General features: G+C 41.9%; 17 protein-coding genes and 1 other annotated feature. Of the genes, 3 read left to right on the top strand and 14 right to left on the bottom strand.

The genetic code is table 11. From position 1 onward, the window contains the following. Positions 1–10: 10 nt before the first annotated feature. Entirely contained in the window at positions 11–916 is a 906-nt protein-coding gene (locus AC4HAF_RS02520) for a LysR family transcriptional regulator (RefSeq protein ID WP_491090740.1), read from the top strand. A gap of 259 nt (positions 917–1,175) precedes the next feature. On the opposite strand, the gene AC4HAF_RS02515 is transcribed toward AC4HAF_RS02520, so the two are convergent. The 7 genes from AC4HAF_RS02515 to AC4HAF_RS02485 form a co-directional block, all read right to left on the bottom strand. Then, the gene (locus AC4HAF_RS02515; RefSeq protein WP_491096531.1) at positions 1,176–1,526 is read right to left on the bottom strand and encodes a YlbF/YmcA family competence regulator; all 351 of its coding nucleotides are present in this window, start codon (positions 1,524–1,526) and stop codon (positions 1,176–1,178) included. 478 nt (positions 1,527–2,004) lie between these two features. Then, positions 2,005–3,111, bottom strand: a complete 1,107-nt coding sequence (locus AC4HAF_RS02510; RefSeq protein ID WP_491096530.1) for a prephenate dehydrogenase — start codon at positions 3,109–3,111, stop codon at positions 2,005–2,007. 78 nt (positions 3,112–3,189) lie between these two features. Beyond that, complete coding sequence (aroC, locus tag AC4HAF_RS02505) at positions 3,190–4,356, bottom strand: chorismate synthase (RefSeq protein ID WP_491090746.1); 1,167 nt, start codon at positions 4,354–4,356, stop codon at positions 3,190–3,192. Between the two features lies 1 nt (position 4,357). Further along, entirely contained in the window at positions 4,358–5,425 is a 1,068-nt protein-coding gene (gene aroB / locus AC4HAF_RS02500; RefSeq protein ID WP_491096529.1) for a 3-dehydroquinate synthase, read from the bottom strand. 17 nt (positions 5,426–5,442) lie between these two features. Then, positions 5,443–6,306: a shikimate dehydrogenase gene (locus tag AC4HAF_RS02495; RefSeq protein WP_491096528.1), complete on the bottom strand. Its 864-nt coding sequence runs from the start codon at positions 6,304–6,306 to the stop codon at positions 5,443–5,445. Beyond that, on the bottom strand, positions 6,296–6,973 hold the full coding sequence (aroD, locus tag AC4HAF_RS02490; protein ID WP_491090752.1) for a type I 3-dehydroquinate dehydratase: 678 nt from the start codon (positions 6,971–6,973) through the stop codon (positions 6,296–6,298). Before aroD ends, AC4HAF_RS02495 begins: the two co-directional genes overlap by 11 nt. 6 nt (positions 6,974–6,979) lie before the next feature. Further along, a complete protein-coding gene (locus AC4HAF_RS02485; RefSeq protein WP_491096527.1) occupies positions 6,980–8,137 on the bottom strand; it encodes a class I SAM-dependent rRNA methyltransferase in 1,158 nt (385 codons plus the stop codon). A 130-nt stretch (positions 8,138–8,267) separates the two neighbouring features. Between AC4HAF_RS02485 and AC4HAF_RS02480 the strand changes: the two genes are divergently transcribed. After that, positions 8,268–10,424, top strand: coding sequence for an LTA synthase family protein (locus AC4HAF_RS02480; protein WP_491096526.1), 2,157 nt, complete (start codon positions 8,268–8,270; stop codon positions 10,422–10,424). Between the two features lie 239 nt (positions 10,425–10,663). Here AC4HAF_RS02480 and rplT read toward each other — a convergent pair whose 3' ends face one another. The 5 genes from rplT to AC4HAF_RS02455 all read right to left on the bottom strand — a co-directional run bounded on the left by rplT (position 10,664) and on the right by AC4HAF_RS02455 (position 13,194). Then, the gene (gene rplT / locus AC4HAF_RS02475) at positions 10,664–11,023 is read right to left on the bottom strand and encodes a 50S ribosomal protein L20 (RefSeq protein ID WP_027976332.1); all 360 of its coding nucleotides are present in this window, start codon (positions 11,021–11,023) and stop codon (positions 10,664–10,666) included. Positions 11,024–11,070: 47 nt separating this feature from the next. Continuing rightward, entirely contained in the window at positions 11,071–11,271 is a 201-nt protein-coding gene (gene rpmI / locus AC4HAF_RS02470; RefSeq protein ID WP_002263327.1) for a 50S ribosomal protein L35, read from the bottom strand. 36 nt (positions 11,272–11,307) lie between these two features. Next, positions 11,308–11,838, bottom strand: a complete 531-nt coding sequence (gene infC / locus AC4HAF_RS02465) for a translation initiation factor IF-3 (RefSeq protein WP_491090760.1) — start codon at positions 11,836–11,838, stop codon at positions 11,308–11,310. A gap of 15 nt (positions 11,839–11,853) precedes the next feature. Further along, positions 11,854–11,984 (bottom strand) — a sequence feature (ribosomal protein L20 leader region). 24 nt (positions 11,985–12,008) lie between these two features. Beyond that, positions 12,009–12,689, bottom strand: coding sequence for a (d)CMP kinase (gene cmk, locus AC4HAF_RS02460; RefSeq protein ID WP_491090762.1), 681 nt, complete (start codon positions 12,687–12,689; stop codon positions 12,009–12,011). 10 nt (positions 12,690–12,699) lie between these two features. Continuing rightward, positions 12,700–13,194, bottom strand: a complete 495-nt coding sequence (locus tag AC4HAF_RS02455) for an SAG1386/EF1546 family surface-associated protein (protein WP_491096525.1) — start codon at positions 13,192–13,194, stop codon at positions 12,700–12,702. A gap of 45 nt (positions 13,195–13,239) precedes the next feature. Here AC4HAF_RS02455 and AC4HAF_RS02450 point away from each other — a divergent pair, with 45 nt between their 5' ends. Next, positions 13,240–13,434: a ferredoxin gene (locus AC4HAF_RS02450; protein WP_491090765.1), complete on the top strand. Its 195-nt coding sequence runs from the start codon at positions 13,240–13,242 to the stop codon at positions 13,432–13,434. On the opposite strand, the gene AC4HAF_RS02445 is transcribed toward AC4HAF_RS02450, so the two are convergent. Both AC4HAF_RS02445 and pepT read right to left on the bottom strand, forming a co-directional pair. After that, complete coding sequence (locus AC4HAF_RS02445; RefSeq protein WP_491090766.1) at positions 13,426–13,911, bottom strand: EbsA family protein; 486 nt, start codon at positions 13,909–13,911, stop codon at positions 13,426–13,428. The genes AC4HAF_RS02450 and AC4HAF_RS02445 overlap by 9 nt on opposite strands. A gap of 56 nt (positions 13,912–13,967) precedes the next feature. After that, positions 13,968–15,188 carry a peptidase T gene (gene pepT / locus AC4HAF_RS02440; protein ID WP_491096524.1) on the bottom strand — a complete coding sequence of 407 codons (1,221 nt, stop codon included), beginning with the start codon at positions 15,186–15,188 and terminating at the stop codon, positions 13,968–13,970. Positions 15,189–15,190: the final 2 nt, after the last annotated feature.

Raw genomic sequence — 15,190 nt, 5'->3', positions numbered from 1 at the left:
AGGTAGACAGATGAATCTTCAACACTTACGCTACTTCCTGACTCTAGCCGATTTGGAGCATTATACCGATGCTGCAAAGCAGCTGCATATCACCCAGCCAACGCTGAGCCATGCTATTGCTGCTTTGGAAAATGAGGTCAACGTTTCTCTTTTTGTAAAAAAAGGGCGCAATGTCGTCTTGACAGATGCAGGAAAAGATTTTTACAAAGTCGTCACAACCTCTCTTAATCTCTTAGATACAGGTGTTAAGCAATTGCAGCAGACCCATCAGAAGCAGCATCGTATTAACCTTACACTGCTGCGTATTCTGGGCCGAAAAGCTGTTCCCAATCTTGTTCGCACCTTCATTGAACAGCACCCTGATACACAATCAGAATTTGACTTTCACAATGACAGCGGCATGTCAGCAGATATGCTGGAAGGAATCCAAAATGATCAATATGATTTAGCCTTTTGTTCTAAAATTGAAAGTTTTTCTTCTGTCTCCTTTATTCCTATCTTCACCCAAGATCTTGTACTCATTGTTCCTAAAGGCCACCCTCTGTCAGCTAAAGAGCAGGTGAGGGTTGAAGATACCTTGGAATATCCCCAAGTTTGGTTTTCAAAGCGCAGCGGAATGCGTCCTGTATTAGATCAGGTTTTTTCAGAAACAGGCAAACGGCCTGAAATCGCTTTTGAAGTCAGTGAAGATGAAACCGTTGTTGGCTTAGTCGCCCAGCAGTTCGGAATTGCTATCGCCCCCAAAGCTGATTTTTTAAAGGATTTCGATGATATTGATGTTATTCCTATTAAGTCGTTAGAAAATCGCCGGATCTATTATGCGGCCTATCATAAAGGCAAAGAATTGCATGCCGACTTAAAAAATTTTATTGATTTTATCGCCACACAGTCAGAAATCATGAATTTATCGATTTAAAAAACCCTTCTTTTCAGCCTGCAGTCTGAGAATAAGCATCCTGTAAAAATACACACAAAAACCTCGTCAGATACGTCATCTGACGGGGTTTTTGTCTGATAAGTTATTAAAAACAGCGGCTTCATTCCAAAAAATTTAGCTCTTTTTCCGGCAGAAATCCATTGGGGGGCACACTGCCCTGTGGTTTGCATGAATTTGCCGGTGATTGCCAAACAAGCTTAGCATTTTTAACACAGAAATTCTTGCAAACATCTGACAGTTAATTATCTTGTTCAAGCACATCCCGAAGGGGCTGAAAAATAATGCGTTCAATATCATTGAGGTAAACGCCCAGAGCTTGCTGAGCTGAAGCATAGTCTTTTAACAGCGGATTAGCTTCAATCTTTTGACCAAAACGCTGCATTTCCTCTTGAATTTCAGGAGTAGGCGCCTGTCCTGTTTGAATGAGACCTTGGATCTTCTGTTGAAATTCCGTAAATTCAGACCACAGTCTTTTAGCTTCCTCATCTCCGTCAATCTTAGCTTTTGCCTGAACAATCGCTTGATACTCAGGCAGAGCACGAATACTGCGCTCCATTTCATTTGCTAAATCATAGATATTTTCTGCCATAGTTTCTCCTTTAACTAAGATACTAAGAGCGTTAAGAAATCCGTATAAAAATAGGAAACGGACACTGTGTCGCTAAGACACAGGGACGTTTATCTTTTTTACTAGGATTTTAGCCCGTGTTCAATTAACAAGATACGGTAGAGGATTGTTATCTAAGTGCTTTGCACTTGATAACAAACGCCAATCACCATTGTGAATTGGCTACCTCTCCCGCTAACGTCGTTTGCTTAGTAAGATCGACTAACCAAACGACGTGTCGCTAAGGGCGTCAGCGAGCAAAGGCAAAATAGAAGGTTCGACGAAGCGTCACAGGACGCTAGGAGAAGCTGTCTTTTTGACACAGCTCGCAGCTCGTGTTCAATTATCAAGATACTAAGAGCGTTAAGAAATCCGTATAAAAATAGGAAGCGGACTCTGTGTCGCTAAGACACAGGGACGTTTATCTTTTTTACTAGGATTTTAGCCCGTGTTCAATTATTTAATCTAGATAGACACGATAAGCAGTATTTTTACTGATCAATTCCCGAGCACGTTTCAGATCACGCTCATTCTTGAACGAAATTTGCAGGATACCATTGATATCTTCCCGATTTTCTTCATTGATGCGGATATTAACTAACGATGTTCCTCTCAGCAGTTCCAAAATTTCCAAAATAACATTTTCTTTATCCGGAACATCTACATAAATATCATAAAAGCTGTCAACACCGGCACGTTTGTGAATTTCCATATTTTTACGAATTTGCCGGCCCCGATCAAAGAATTCCCAAATGGCATTTTCATCTTTGGCTTTAATCAAATCGGAAATCCTGTCCAGGCGCTGCTTGAAATTTTCAATACGGTCTAAAACGGCCTCAGGATTTGTTAGCAGAATACTCGTCCACATACCGGGTTCACTTTCAGCAATCCGTGTCATGTCGCGAAAACCGCCCGCAGCAAAATGTTTGGTCATTTCATGACTTTCGGCAAAATCGCCCGCCTGTTCCATAAGACTTGAAGCAATAATATGGGGAAAGTGGCTGATTTGACCGGTGACCAGATCATGTTCTGCTGCGTCAATTTCAATATATCTGGCATGCAGGCCGGATAAGAGATCCTGCAAAGCAGGTATTGTACCGGTTTTAGTCAGACTTGACGGCGAAAAGATATAATAGGCATTTTCAAAAAGATTAACATCTGCTGCAACAGCTCCTGATTTGTGGCTTCCCGCCATAGGATGGCTGCCTGCAAATTGTACTGGTTTGTCCTTAAGATATTGCTCTGCTGCTTTGACAATTTCAAATTTGGTAGAACCGGCATCTGTAATAATAACATTGTCTTTTAAATCTAATTCTGCCAACATTTTGATGAAATCAATTGTTTTTTTAATAGGCACTGCTAAAATAATAACATCTGCCAAAGGCGCAAATTCCTTGAAATCGGCAGTTGCCTCTTCTACGATTCCGCGTTCAAGAGCAATGTCTCGTGACTGGTCAGAACGATTGTAGCCAATAACTTTATAATCGGGATGTCCGCGCTTGATTCCTAAAGCAAGAGAACCTCCGATGAGCCCTAAGCCTGCAATATAAATTGTTTTTCCTTCCATCGTTTCTCCGAACTAAATCAATGCTGCTCACTTTTGACAAACCTTTTTGTTAATGCAAATAAGAATTCCTCAAAATCTTTAAAAGTCTTTGACAAACTGCTTATGGCGCTCTACAGCTTCCTGTAATTCTTCCATATTGTCAGACGAGAATTTATCCAATACCTCGGTCGCAAGCACCGTTGCAACCACACTTTCCATGACTACTGCGGCAGCCGGAACAGCTGTCGGATCGGAGCGCTCTACACTGGCCTTATAGGGCTCATGCGTCTCAGTATCAACACTCATCAGCGGCTTGTACAGTGTTGGAATTGGCTTCATAACACCGCGAACAACAATAGGCTGTCCATTGGTCATACCGCCTTCAAAACCGCCGAGATTATTGGATTTGCGCGTATAACCGTCTTCTTTGGACCAAATAATCTCATCCATGACATCGCTCCCTTTGAGATAGCCATCTTTAAAGCCCAGACCGAATTCAACGCCCTTAAAAGCATTGATGGAAACAACTCCTTGAGCAATCTTAGCATCGAGCTTTCGATCCCACTGGACATAAGATCCCAGACCAACCGGAACACCGCCAACAACAGTCTCAATAACACCGCCGATTGTATTGCCTTCTTTTTTAATTCGGTCAATATAATCTTTGATTTCCTGCTCACGCTCCTGATTGACAATAGAAACTTCTGATTGGCGGGAGCGTTCCTTGATCTCAGCTACTGTCAGATTTTCAGGAACATCTATTTCAATGCCGCCAAAAACGACCACATGACTGGCAACATCCATGCCAAGCTCTTCCAAAAGGCGCTTGGCTACTGCTCCTACCGCAACACGCATGGTTGTTTCACGTGCGCTGGAGCGTTCCAAACTGTTACGCAGATCAGAAAAACGATACTTCATACCGCCAACTAAATCGGCATGCCCCGGACGGGGTTTGGTCAATTTCCGAATTGATTTTTTCTTGTCTTCAATATCGGCAGCACTCATGACTTCCGTCCAGTTTTTAAAGTCCCGATTGCTAACATTAAGCGTAATCGGACTGCCCATTGTCAAACCATGGCGAACGCCTGAGGTAATCTCTACCTGATCGGATTCAATTTTCATGCGGCCGCCGCGGCCATAGCCGCCCTGACGCCGCTTTAATTCAGCATTGATATAGTCAGCCGTCAAGGGAAGGCCTGCCGGCACCCCTTCAATAATAGCTGTCAGACGGGGACCATGTGACTCCCCAGCTGTGAAATATCTCATCTTATTTCTCCAAGTACTCTTTCATCTCTTCCAGACTGATTTCATTGATTGCAGCCTGCCCTAACTGGGGAACAATCACTGTCTTAATCATCTGACCGCGGGCTTTTTTATCGTGCTTTAACGCCTCATACATCTTTTCGGCGTCCCATGGTTCATACACCGTTGGCAGACCAAATTTAGCACACATAGCCGCAATCTTTTCTGTAATACCTTTCGGCATTAAACCTTTTTTCTCAGCAATCCGAGACATCTGAACCATCCCGATTGCCACTGCTTCACCGTGCATCACTTTACCATAACCAGCTGTTGCTTCAATAGCATGCCCGATTGTATGCCCAAAATTGAGATAGAGACGAACGCCCTTATCCAATTCGTCTTCAACGACGACCTTACGCTTCACATCACAGGAACGGTAGATGATCATCTCGGAATTTTCCAAGATAGAATTTGCAGAACCATCCAGAGCGTCCAGCTTCTCCCAGAGTTCGGCGTCAGCAATTAAACCATATTTGACAACCTCGCCCATGCCTTCAGTCAGCTCACGTCTGCCAAGCGTATTGAGAGTCTCCGGATCAATCAGGACACCGTCAGGCTGGGCAAAAGTCCCAACCATATTTTTAGCAAAAGGAGTATTGACACCGGTTTTGCCGCCGATAGAAGAATCTACCTGAGCTGTCAGGCTGGTTGGAATCTGCAGAAAATGAATGCCCCGCATGTAAGTCGATGCCACAAAACCTGCCAAATCACCGACAACACCGCCTCCCAGCGCAATAATCCCATCACTTCTGGTCATGCCTTGCTTAACTAAAAATTCATAGGCCTTATTGACCGTTGTCAAATTTTTACTGGCTTCACCTTCTAAAAAGTCAAAGACAACAACCTCAAAACCGGCATCTTCGAGGCTGAGCTTTACTTTTTCAGCATAAAGACTTCCCACACGGTTATCAGTAATAATCGCTGTTTTTTGCGGTTTCCAAAGTTTTTTGACCCATTGGCCGGCACTTGCCAGACTGCCGTTTTCGATGATAATATCATAGGGATTTTGAGGAAGATTGACATTTAATTTCATGGAAGCACCTAAATTCCTTACTTATATTTTTCTGCCAATGCCTGCCAGATTTCCTGACTGGGCATTTCCTGTCCTGTCCAGAGTTCAAAAGCCTCTGCTGCTTGAAATAACAGCATTCCCAGACCATTCACAGCCTTTAAACCGCGGCTGCGTACCAACTTCAAAAACGGTGTTTCAAAGGGCTGGTAAATAACATCGGCAACCATGATATTTTCAGGAAATTCAAATTTTTCGTCAATGATCATGGATTTGCCATCCATCCCAACACTGGTAGCATTGACAAATAAATCAGATGCCAAAACTTTTTCCTGGATCAAATCCACATCTTCAACAGGAAAAACCTCAAGAGGAACACCGGTTTTAGCGGATATCCGCTGAGCCTTCTCTTTGGTTTCCTGCAAAAATTCTGTCTGATTAAAAATATTGATTTTCGCAGCACCATTGATTGCAGCCTGAGCAATAACAGCCGTTGCAGCGCCTCCGCCGCCAAGAATGGTCATTACCTTGCCCTTAACATCAAAATCAGCAAAAGTATTCAGACTTCTAAAAAAGCCCATACCGTCTGTATTATAGCCTAACAGTCTGCCGTTTTTATTGACGACTGTATTGACTGCTCCGATTAAATCAGCAGCTTCTGTTATCTCATCCAGATAAGGAATAACAGCCTGCTTGTAAGGCATCGAAATATTGATGCCGAACATGTCGTAGCGCCGAACATTTTCTACAGTAGCCTCAAGTTCAGACTCTGGAATATCCCAAGCCACGTAAACGCCGTTGACACCCGTTTTGTCAAAGGCATAGTTGTGAATAAAAGGTGAAATGGAATGTTTGATTGGTGTCGCAACAACTGCTGCTAAACGAGTGTGTCCGTCAATTTGCATCTAAAACCTCCTTAATTTTGCGCATATCTGTCAGTGACATCTGCCCCGGAGCGCTTTCTTGCTCCAAACTGGCAAAAGTCCACGAGCTGCCTGTCAAATCTCCCGCCAAACGCGATACCTGTCCTAATTTAGACATGGACATGGTGACGTATTCCTGCTCAGGATTCAGCGTCTTGAAACCTCTCGTATAGTTCATTAAATCAAGCACATCCTGTTCATTTTGGGGCATGACCGCTATCTTAACCACACGCGGTGCCAGGGCTGTCAGCTCCGAGAAGACTTCCATCAGATTCTCGGGCGTCTCTTTAAAATTATGATAGGACAGTACCAGATTAGAAAAATCATACATTTCTTTTAATACGTCGCGGTAAGAGAAATATTCAAAATCAATATAATCCGGCTGATAAAGAGTTGCAATATCACGAATAATCGCAAGATACTCTTCACTGGTCAGTGAAATATTGCCGCCTTCTTTTTCCGTACGCAGGGTAAAGATAACTTCACGCCCTGCAAATTTCTCAAAAATAGCCGGAGCTACCGTCAGAATATCATTTTTAGCCAAATAATCCGCCCGCCACTCAATAAGATCGGCGCTGCTGATTTTTGCTAAATCAAGCTGGTTAACCTCGTCAATATTTCGAGGCATAACAGGAACTACTATTTTCATAAATAATTAAACCTTTATCGTAAATACTTTTAAATAATTACTGCTTTCATCTTTTTCATTTACGGCAAAATCGCCGGGCAGCTGCTGCAAGTCCAGATAAGTGTGCTGCTGTTTTCCAAAACCTTTTTCAATTTGTTTTCTGAACTGAGCTATGGTCATATTGGAGGCATTCGTTGATGCGATGATTAAGCCATCCTCAGCCAAAATCTCAAGCCCCTGACTAATTAGCTTATGGTAATCTTTCAAAACAGAGAAAGTCTCTTTTTTATTTCTCGCAAAACTCGGCGGATCAATAATCAGAACATCAAAGGTCAGCTGATGGCGTTTAGCATATCTAAAATAATCAAAAACATCCATGACAATCAGCCGGTGCCGGCTCATATCCAAATGATTGGCCTCAAAATGGGCCAACGACAGCTCTTTAGAGCGCTTAGCCAAATCCACTGATGTGGTCTCAAGAGCTCCGCCCATGGCAGCAGCGACGGAAAAAGCAGCTGTATAAGAGAACAAATTTAAAACCCTTTTCCCCGCAGCCAAGCCGTTTACCAGACTATTGCGCACCTGATGCTGATCTAAAAAAATACCTGTCATCAGACCATCATTCAAGAAAACGCTGTAAGACACGCCGTTTTCCGTGACAGTAAACTGTTCCGGTGCTTCTTGACCGTATAAGTGCGCAGACTCGTAACCAAGACCTTTAAAACGAATTTTTTCGTAAGCTCCCGAAAATTCGGGATAGACCTGACAAAAAGCAGCTGTAATCTGATCTCTCAGCCGGTAAACAAAGGCATTGTACCAAGAAAAAAGAGCAAACTGACCATAACGGTCAACAGTCATACCGCCAAAATAATCTCCGTCCTGATTAAACAGACGGTAGGCTGTTGTTAAATCCGAATCTGACAGAGCCTCCCGTTTTTTCTTAGCCCTTTGAAACAGCTGAGCAAAATAAGCCTGATTTAGTACCACTTTTTCGGATGATACCAGCCAGCCAACTCCCTTATTTTGCTTGGACAGATAAGCTGTTCCTAAAAAACTGCCTGCCTGAGAATACAGGTAAACCGTCTGGTCACTCAGCTTTATATTCGGAAAATCTTTACTGCTTAATAACTGAATTCCCCGCTTAAGTTTTTTCTCCGCCGAAGAACCCACCGTAAGTCTATTCATAACAACCATTATAACAAAAAATTAAGAAATTTTCTCCCTTAAAAAAACATTTCTTCTATATGCCAAAAATAAATTTATGTTATAATCAAATAATAAGATTTTATCTTTAAAATGATAAGGAATCGGTATAATGAAAAAAATAGTTAAATTTCTCCTGAGCGTTGTCAAGACCCGTTTAGGATTTATTTTGACACTTGTGCTCATTTATTGGCTCAAAACGCTGTGGGCTTATAATATTGATTTTAGTTTGGACGTAGGAAATTCTTATCAATTTCTTTTAACAATGATTAATCCTATTCCAGTCTCTCTCCTGCTTTTGGGATTGAGCCTCTATATAAAAAACACACGCGCTTTTTATATTGTGACAGCTGTTATTTACACTTTGCTCAATGTTCTCTTATTTGCAAATTCGATTTACTTCAGGGAATTCTCAGATTTCATTACGGTCAGCGCAGCCCTTGCCAGCAGTAAAACTTCTGCCGGATTAGGTGCTTCCGCCCTTAATTTATTAAGACCTTGGGATGTCATCTACATTTTAGATTACATCATCTTCATCACACTTTTTTCCCTCAAAAAAATCTCTTTTGATACAAGACCTTTTAATAAAAGAGCCAGCTTTGCTATTTCGGCACTGTCCGGACTTCTCTTTTCAATCAACCTTTTCATGGCCGAAATTGATCGGCCGGAATTGCTGACACGCGGCTTTTCAAATATCTACATTGTCCGTGCCTTAGGTCTGCCGGCTTTCAGCGCCTACAGTGCCAATCAAACCTATCAAACGCAAAAGGTCCGCTCTGAGGCGACTGCCGATGAACTCAGTACTGTCAAGGAATACGTCAAGGAGCATTACGCTGCCCCCAATCCTAAATATTATGGTCTTGCCAAGGGAAAAAATGTTATTATTCTTCACTTGGAAAGTTTTCAGCAGTTCCTTCTTGATTACAAACTCAATGTTGATGGCAAAGAGTACGTTGTTACACCTTTCCTCAACTCCCTATACCATTCCAAAGAAACTTTTGCCTTTTCAAACTTTTTCCATCAGGTTAAGGCCGGAAAGACATCCGATGCCGAAACCCTCATGGAAACATCGCTGTTTGGTCTCAACCAAGGGTCTTTCTTCGTCCAATACGGCGGTGACAATACCCAGCAGGCTGCTCCGCATATTCTCAATGATACCAGCAATTACAGCAGTGCTGTTTTTCACGGCAATATCGGCACCTTCTGGAATCGCAACAATGCATACAAGCAATTAGGCTACCAGCATTTCTTTGATCAGTCTTACATGTCTAAGATGACTAAAGACAACTCTTTCCAGTACGGCCTCAATGACAAGGTCATGTTTTCAGACTCTATTAAGTATTTGGAACATCTGCAGCAGCCTTTTTATACTAAGTTTATTACTGTATCTAACCACTATCCGTACCAAAGTCTGGCCGGTGATGATACAGGCTTCCCTCTTGCTAAAACAGATGATGAAACCATCAATGGTTATTTTGCAACTGCTAACTATCTAGATTCTGCCATCAAAAGTTTCTTTGATTATTTGAAAGCTTCCGGCTTGTACAAAAATTCGATTATTGTCCTATACGGTGACCATTACGGTATTGCCAATTCAAGAAATACAGACCTCGCACCGCTTCTGGGCAAAGACCCGCAGACGTGGACAGAATACAATAATGCCATGCTGCAGCGCGTTCCTTACATGATCCATGTTCCCGGAACAGACAAGGGCTTCATCAACAATACTTACGGCGGTGAAGTTGATACCCTGCCAACGCTGCTTCATCTGCTTGGAATTGACAGTAAAAACTATGTTGAATTGGGTCAGGATTTGCTGTCTCCTGCTAATAAGCAGCTGGTTGCTTTCCGTTCTGAGGGAAACTACATCACTCCTAACTATACCAACTACAGCGGACGTGTTTACGATACCAAAACAGGTGTTGAAATCACCAACCCTGATGAAATAACAACCGCGAAACTCAAAGAACTCCGTGAAGCAGCTGACAAGCAGCTTGATATGAGCGACGAGATTCAAACCGGAGACCTGCTGCGTTTTGATAAGGACAGCGGTCTAAAACCGATTAACATCAGTTCAATCTCATATAAGAACGATTCTCTGGCTTCTCTGAAAAAGATTGAGAAAAAATTAGGTCAAAATTCAACCAGCCTTTACAGCAAAAACGGCAATAAATCAACACAAGATTTATATAAAGCTCCGAGCTATAAGGAATTGCATCCGGAAGCAGCCAAGGAATCCTCATCAACAAACACAGATTCGAAAAAATAGCCCTGCAAAAAAAAAGACTGGGAAAGAGCTTTGTGCTCTTTCCCAGTCTTTTTAAGTATGGACATTTTATTGACGAAAGCAGGCGTCCAACTAGACAAACAATTTAAATCAAATGGTTTTCATCTGCCGGCTATAACAACGTCTGGCAGATGTCTTATAATTGACAGATTCATTCTTCATATTGTCTGTCTTTGGAATAAATAAAAAAGTGGGACACTGTCATCCCACTTTTTTGTCTCTTATTTACCCAGCTTTTCTTTAGCTGCATCTGCAAGAGCTGTGAAAGCTGCTGCATCATTAACTGCTAAGTCAGCAAGCATTTTACGGTTAACTTCAATTTCGGCTAATTTCAAACCATGCATTAATTGTGAGTATGAAAGTCCGTTCATACGAGCTGCCGCATTGATACGAGTAATCCATAATTTACGGAAATCACGTTTCTTTTGACGGCGGTCACGGTAAGCATAGTAATATGAGTTCATTACTTGTTCTTTTGCTGTACGGAACAAGATATGCTTTGCACCATAGTAACCTTTAGCTAATTTTAAAATACGTTTACGACGTTTGCGTGAAACAACGCCACCTTTAACACGAGCCATTTATCGATCCTCCAATAGTTCTTTCTAATTTGTCTAAACTGCTGCGCTTATTTCAAGCGAGTAAGCATTGATTTGATACGTTTGAAATCTCCTGAGTGCACCATTGATGCCTTACGAAGATGACGACGCTGTTTCTTAGTTTTACCATGGAAACGGTGTGATGTATAAGCGCGGAAGCGTTTCAATCCACCTGAACCTGTACGTTTAAAACGTTTAGCTGATGCGCGGTGTGTTTTTTGTTTTGGCATTTTAATATTTCTCCTACTTTTACTATTTTTATCGACTTATTTTTTGTCTGGAATTGGTGCAAGCTGCATAAACATTTGACGGCCATCCATTTTAGCTCTTTGCTCAATAATCGCAATATCCTGCGTTGCTTCAGCAAAATCAGCCAATACCTTTGCCCCGATTTCCTTGTGAGTAATCATACGTCCTCTAAAACGAATAGAAACTTTGACCTTATTTCCTTTTTCAAGGAATTTGCGGCCGTTACGGAGCTTGGTCTCAAAGTCACCCTTATCAATAACAGGACTGAGACGGACTTCCTTAACAGTAACAACACTTTGTTTTTTGCGCTGCTCTTTTTGTTTCTTCTGATACTCAAACTTGAACTTACCATAGTCCATGATACGAGCAACAGGCGGTGCAGCCTGCGGCTGAATTAAAACTAAGTCAACATTGGCGTCATCGGCAATAGACTGCGCTTCTGCCAATGGCTTAATTCCTAATTGTTCGCCATCAAGGCCAATAAGACGAACTTCGCGGACACGAATTTCATCATTAATGAACAAATCTTTTTTAGCTATGTTCTTCACCCCTTTAAATTTTTTCGAGAAAAACGAAAGCGGACTTGACATTTCAAGCCCGCACACATAACTTTCCTTATCCTAAAGGAATTTTGACATGTTGGGCCAGACAACCTTAGTCGCAAGGCGAGAAGTTCTCACTTCTGCTTTTCTCACTGTTAACCAGTATAACATGCCAATTAATGACTGTCAATAATTTTCTTTGCTTTTTCTTCAATAAACTCTACAACACCCTCAATTGTCACACCTGTTGTGTCAAAGGTAATGGCATCCGCAGCTGCCTTAAGAGGGGAAACTTTCCGGTGGCTGTCCTTGTAGTCGCGCGCTGCAATTTCTCTTTTTAACTTAGCCAAGTCAGCTTCAATTCCCTTTTCAAGATTTTCCTTATAACGGCGCTCAGCCCTCTCATCCACAGATGCAATCAGAAAAATCTTCAACTCGGCATCCGGCAGCACAACCGTTCCAATATCGCGGCCGTCCATGACAATACCGCCCTGATCAGCAATCTGACGCTGCAGTTCGACTAATCTTTCACGCACCAAAGGTAAGGCAGACACTGTGGAAACATTGTTAGTCACTTCATTTTCCCGAATGGGAAGACTGACATCAACATCTCCGACAAAGACCAGCTGCTGCCCATCTTCGCGGCGGCCGAAACTAATCGGATAATCCTGTAACAGTTTAACGATGGTCTCTTCATCCGTCAAAGAAGCATCATGCTGAAGGGCCAAATAAGTTGCGGAGCGGTACATAGCTCCTGTATCTAAGTAGGTATAATCTAAATCCTTAGCAATAATTTTAGCAACCGTGCTCTTTCCGCTTGAAGCAGGTCCGTCAATGGCAATTTTAATTCCTGTCATACAAATCCCCTTACTTAATTTTTATATTATCACCGGGATTGGCATACCAGTATCCCTTTGTCATGTGATCCGGATTTAATCCGTAAAGCTGCTCTACTGAAATTCCTGCACGCGCAGCAATGGCTGCCGCACCTTCACCGCCTTGAACAGTAAGGGTATCTTCTCCGTCCGAAGAAGTCGTTGTCTCTGTTTGAGTCGTTTCAGTCTCAGTTGTTTCTGTCACGGTCTGTTCTTCCGACTCAGAAGACTGGCTGACTTCTTTTTTAGATTTTTTGACGGTCTTAGAAGACCCATAAAATCCCGAAGTTGCAGCTTTTTCATCACTGCCGCCATTAGAAGTATAAAGTACAAAAAATAAAATACCAATAATAATCAGGAAAAAGAGGCTCAGTAAAATTGTTAAAACCGGTGTACTGACAGCGCGATCATCTTTGGAATTACGTGTTAATTCTTTGTTTTCAGTATCCGTTTCTGTTACTTTTTCTTCCCATGGTTTATTGGACATGATTTCCCCCTTGTTAAATGTCAATAATAGTATTACAATGTTACTATGAAAGTAGCTATTATCCCAGAAAAATGTATTGCCTGCGGGCTTTGTCAGACTTATTCAGATGTCTTTGATTACGATGATGACGGTATCGTCAAATTTACAGGCAGCAGTGAAACTGTTAAAACCTTTGCGGATGATGCCGATATTCTCACTGCAGTCAAATCTTGTCCAACAAAAGCACTTACTTTACCGTAAGGGCTTTTTTTCGTCTTTGTAAGCCTCAAAATAATCAAGGTTAACAAAATTATCAATCAGCTCAACTTCACCTTTAAAATCCGGATGAACAGCCAAGTCATCCAAAAAATATTTTTTCGGCCACTTTCGCATGTAAAAGAGGCTTTTCTTTTTATTCTTGACAAACAGCGTTACAGTTGATTTTGTTACTTCTACTTTTTCGATATCAGCAATAACAATCTTAGAAGGTCTGAATATATTTAACGACACAACCCTTAAAATACCCTTATCTTCAATGATGAAATAACGGTGGAATCCAACACCGACCAACACAATAAAGGCAATAAACAAAATAAAGAAATACTGCGGTATACTGGTTTGCTCATATAACAGTGACAAAGCAATGAAAATCGGCATGATCGCAATCGACCAATAGATAATCAGCCATGACAATTCGGGCTGCCAATGGTATCTCACTTTCCCAAATATTTTAATCACTTACACTTCCTCCATGTTACATTATTTTATCATAGTTAAGTGATTTTTTCCAAACTTTAATGTCTGAACCTAGCAATGCCTATGATGACTTCAGCAGCTTTCTGCATGGTTTCTAAGCTGACAAATTCAAAGCGGCCGTGCATATTTTCACCGCCTGCAAAAAGGTTAGGGGTCGGCAGACCCATAAAGGATATTTTGGAGCCGTCTGTTCCGCCCCGAATAGGTTCAATGACGGGTTTTATCGCTAAATCTTCCATGACTTTCTTAGCGATAGTAACACAAGTCATATCTTTCTCGATTACTTTTCGCATATTGTAATATTGATCATGAAGTTCAAGCTGTACCCGTTTTGTTCCTAGCTGTGCGTTCATTTTTTCAGCAATTTGCTGCATCAAGGCTTTACGATCAGCAAAGCTCTGATCCCCAAAATCGCGGATAATGTACGAACTGCGCGCCTCTTCCACTGTTCCATTAAGACTAAGCAAATGATAAAATCCTTGATAGCCGTCTGTCTTTTCAGGACGGTCACCGGCAGGCAGCTGCTCATGAAAATCAATAGCTAACTGCAGGGCATTGACCATCTGATTTTTAGCAGTTCCCGGATGAACATTGCGCCCCGCAAAGCTAATCTCTGCCGCAGCAGCACTGAAAGTTTCATACTGCAGCTCTCCAAGCGGTCCTCCGTCAACAGTATAGGCAAAATCAACATCAAAATCAGCTGCGTCAAATTTATCAGCACCAATGCCGATTTCTTCATCCGGCCCAAAACCAACACGAATTTCACTGTGTTCTATCTCAGGATGACTGACCAGATACTCCATTGCTGTCATAATTTCAGCAATTCCGGACTTGTCATCACTCCCCAGCAAGGTTGTCCCGTCTGTCGTAATCAAAGTCTGCCCCACATAGTTTTTAAGATTGGGAAAATCTGCCGGGTCAAGAGTAAAATCGGTCTGACCAAGCTGAATAGTTCCGCCATCATACTGTTCAATGACCTGCGGATTTACACCTTCAGCATTAAAATCAGCCGTATCCATATGGGCAATAAAACCGATTTTATAAGGAAAATTCCCATTTGCGAGTAAGGTTCCTACCAAGTAGCCATTCGGCAAATAATGAACATTTTTGAGACCAATGCTCTCCATTTCCGGTTTTAAAACAGTCAATGCAAAGTCTGTCTGACTTTGCGTTGTTGGTGTTTTCGTACTGTTTTCATCACTTCTTGTATTGATTTTGACATAGGTCAAAAAACGTTTTAGTAAATTATCGTAAGTCATTT

The organism is Streptococcus sp. ELY_90 (assembly GCF_058314475.1).
This window is presented reverse-complemented; position numbering and strand designations above follow the sequence as displayed.

Coding starts and splice junctions, on each gene's coding strand:
- AC4HAF_RS02520 (WP_491090740.1), top strand. CDS start 11: ATGAATCTTCAACACTTACGCTACTTCCTGACTCTAGCCGATTTGGAG.
- AC4HAF_RS02515 (WP_491096531.1), bottom strand. CDS start 1,526: ATGGCAGAAAATATCTATGATTTAGCAAATGAAATGGAGCGCAGTATT.
- AC4HAF_RS02510 (WP_491096530.1), bottom strand. CDS start 3,111: ATGGAAGGAAAAACAATTTATATTGCAGGCTTAGGGCTCATCGGAGGT.
- aroC (WP_491090746.1), bottom strand. CDS start 4,356: ATGAGATATTTCACAGCTGGGGAGTCACATGGTCCCCGTCTGACAGCT.
- aroB (WP_491096529.1), bottom strand. CDS start 5,425: ATGAAATTAAATGTCAATCTTCCTCAAAATCCCTATGATATTATCATC.
- AC4HAF_RS02495 (WP_491096528.1), bottom strand. CDS start 6,306: ATGCAAATTGACGGACACACTCGTTTAGCAGCAGTTGTTGCGACACCA.
- aroD (WP_491090752.1), bottom strand. CDS start 6,973: ATGAAAATAGTAGTTCCTGTTATGCCTCGAAATATTGACGAGGTTAAC.
- AC4HAF_RS02485 (WP_491096527.1), bottom strand. CDS start 8,137: ATGAATAGACTTACGGTGGGTTCTTCGGCGGAGAAAAAACTTAAGCGG.
- AC4HAF_RS02480 (WP_491096526.1), top strand. CDS start 8,268: ATGAAAAAAATAGTTAAATTTCTCCTGAGCGTTGTCAAGACCCGTTTA.
- rplT (WP_027976332.1), bottom strand. CDS start 11,023: ATGGCTCGTGTTAAAGGTGGCGTTGTTTCACGCAAACGTCGTAAACGT.
- rpmI (WP_002263327.1), bottom strand. CDS start 11,271: ATGCCAAAACAAAAAACACACCGCGCATCAGCTAAACGTTTTAAACGT.
- cmk (WP_491090762.1), bottom strand. CDS start 12,689: ATGACAGGAATTAAAATTGCCATTGACGGACCTGCTTCAAGCGGAAAG.
- AC4HAF_RS02455 (WP_491096525.1), bottom strand. CDS start 13,194: ATGTCCAATAAACCATGGGAAGAAAAAGTAACAGAAACGGATACTGAA.
- AC4HAF_RS02450 (WP_491090765.1), top strand. CDS start 13,240: ATGAAAGTAGCTATTATCCCAGAAAAATGTATTGCCTGCGGGCTTTGT.
- pepT (WP_491096524.1), bottom strand. CDS start 15,188: ATGACTTACGATAATTTACTAAAACGTTTTTTGACCTATGTCAAAATC.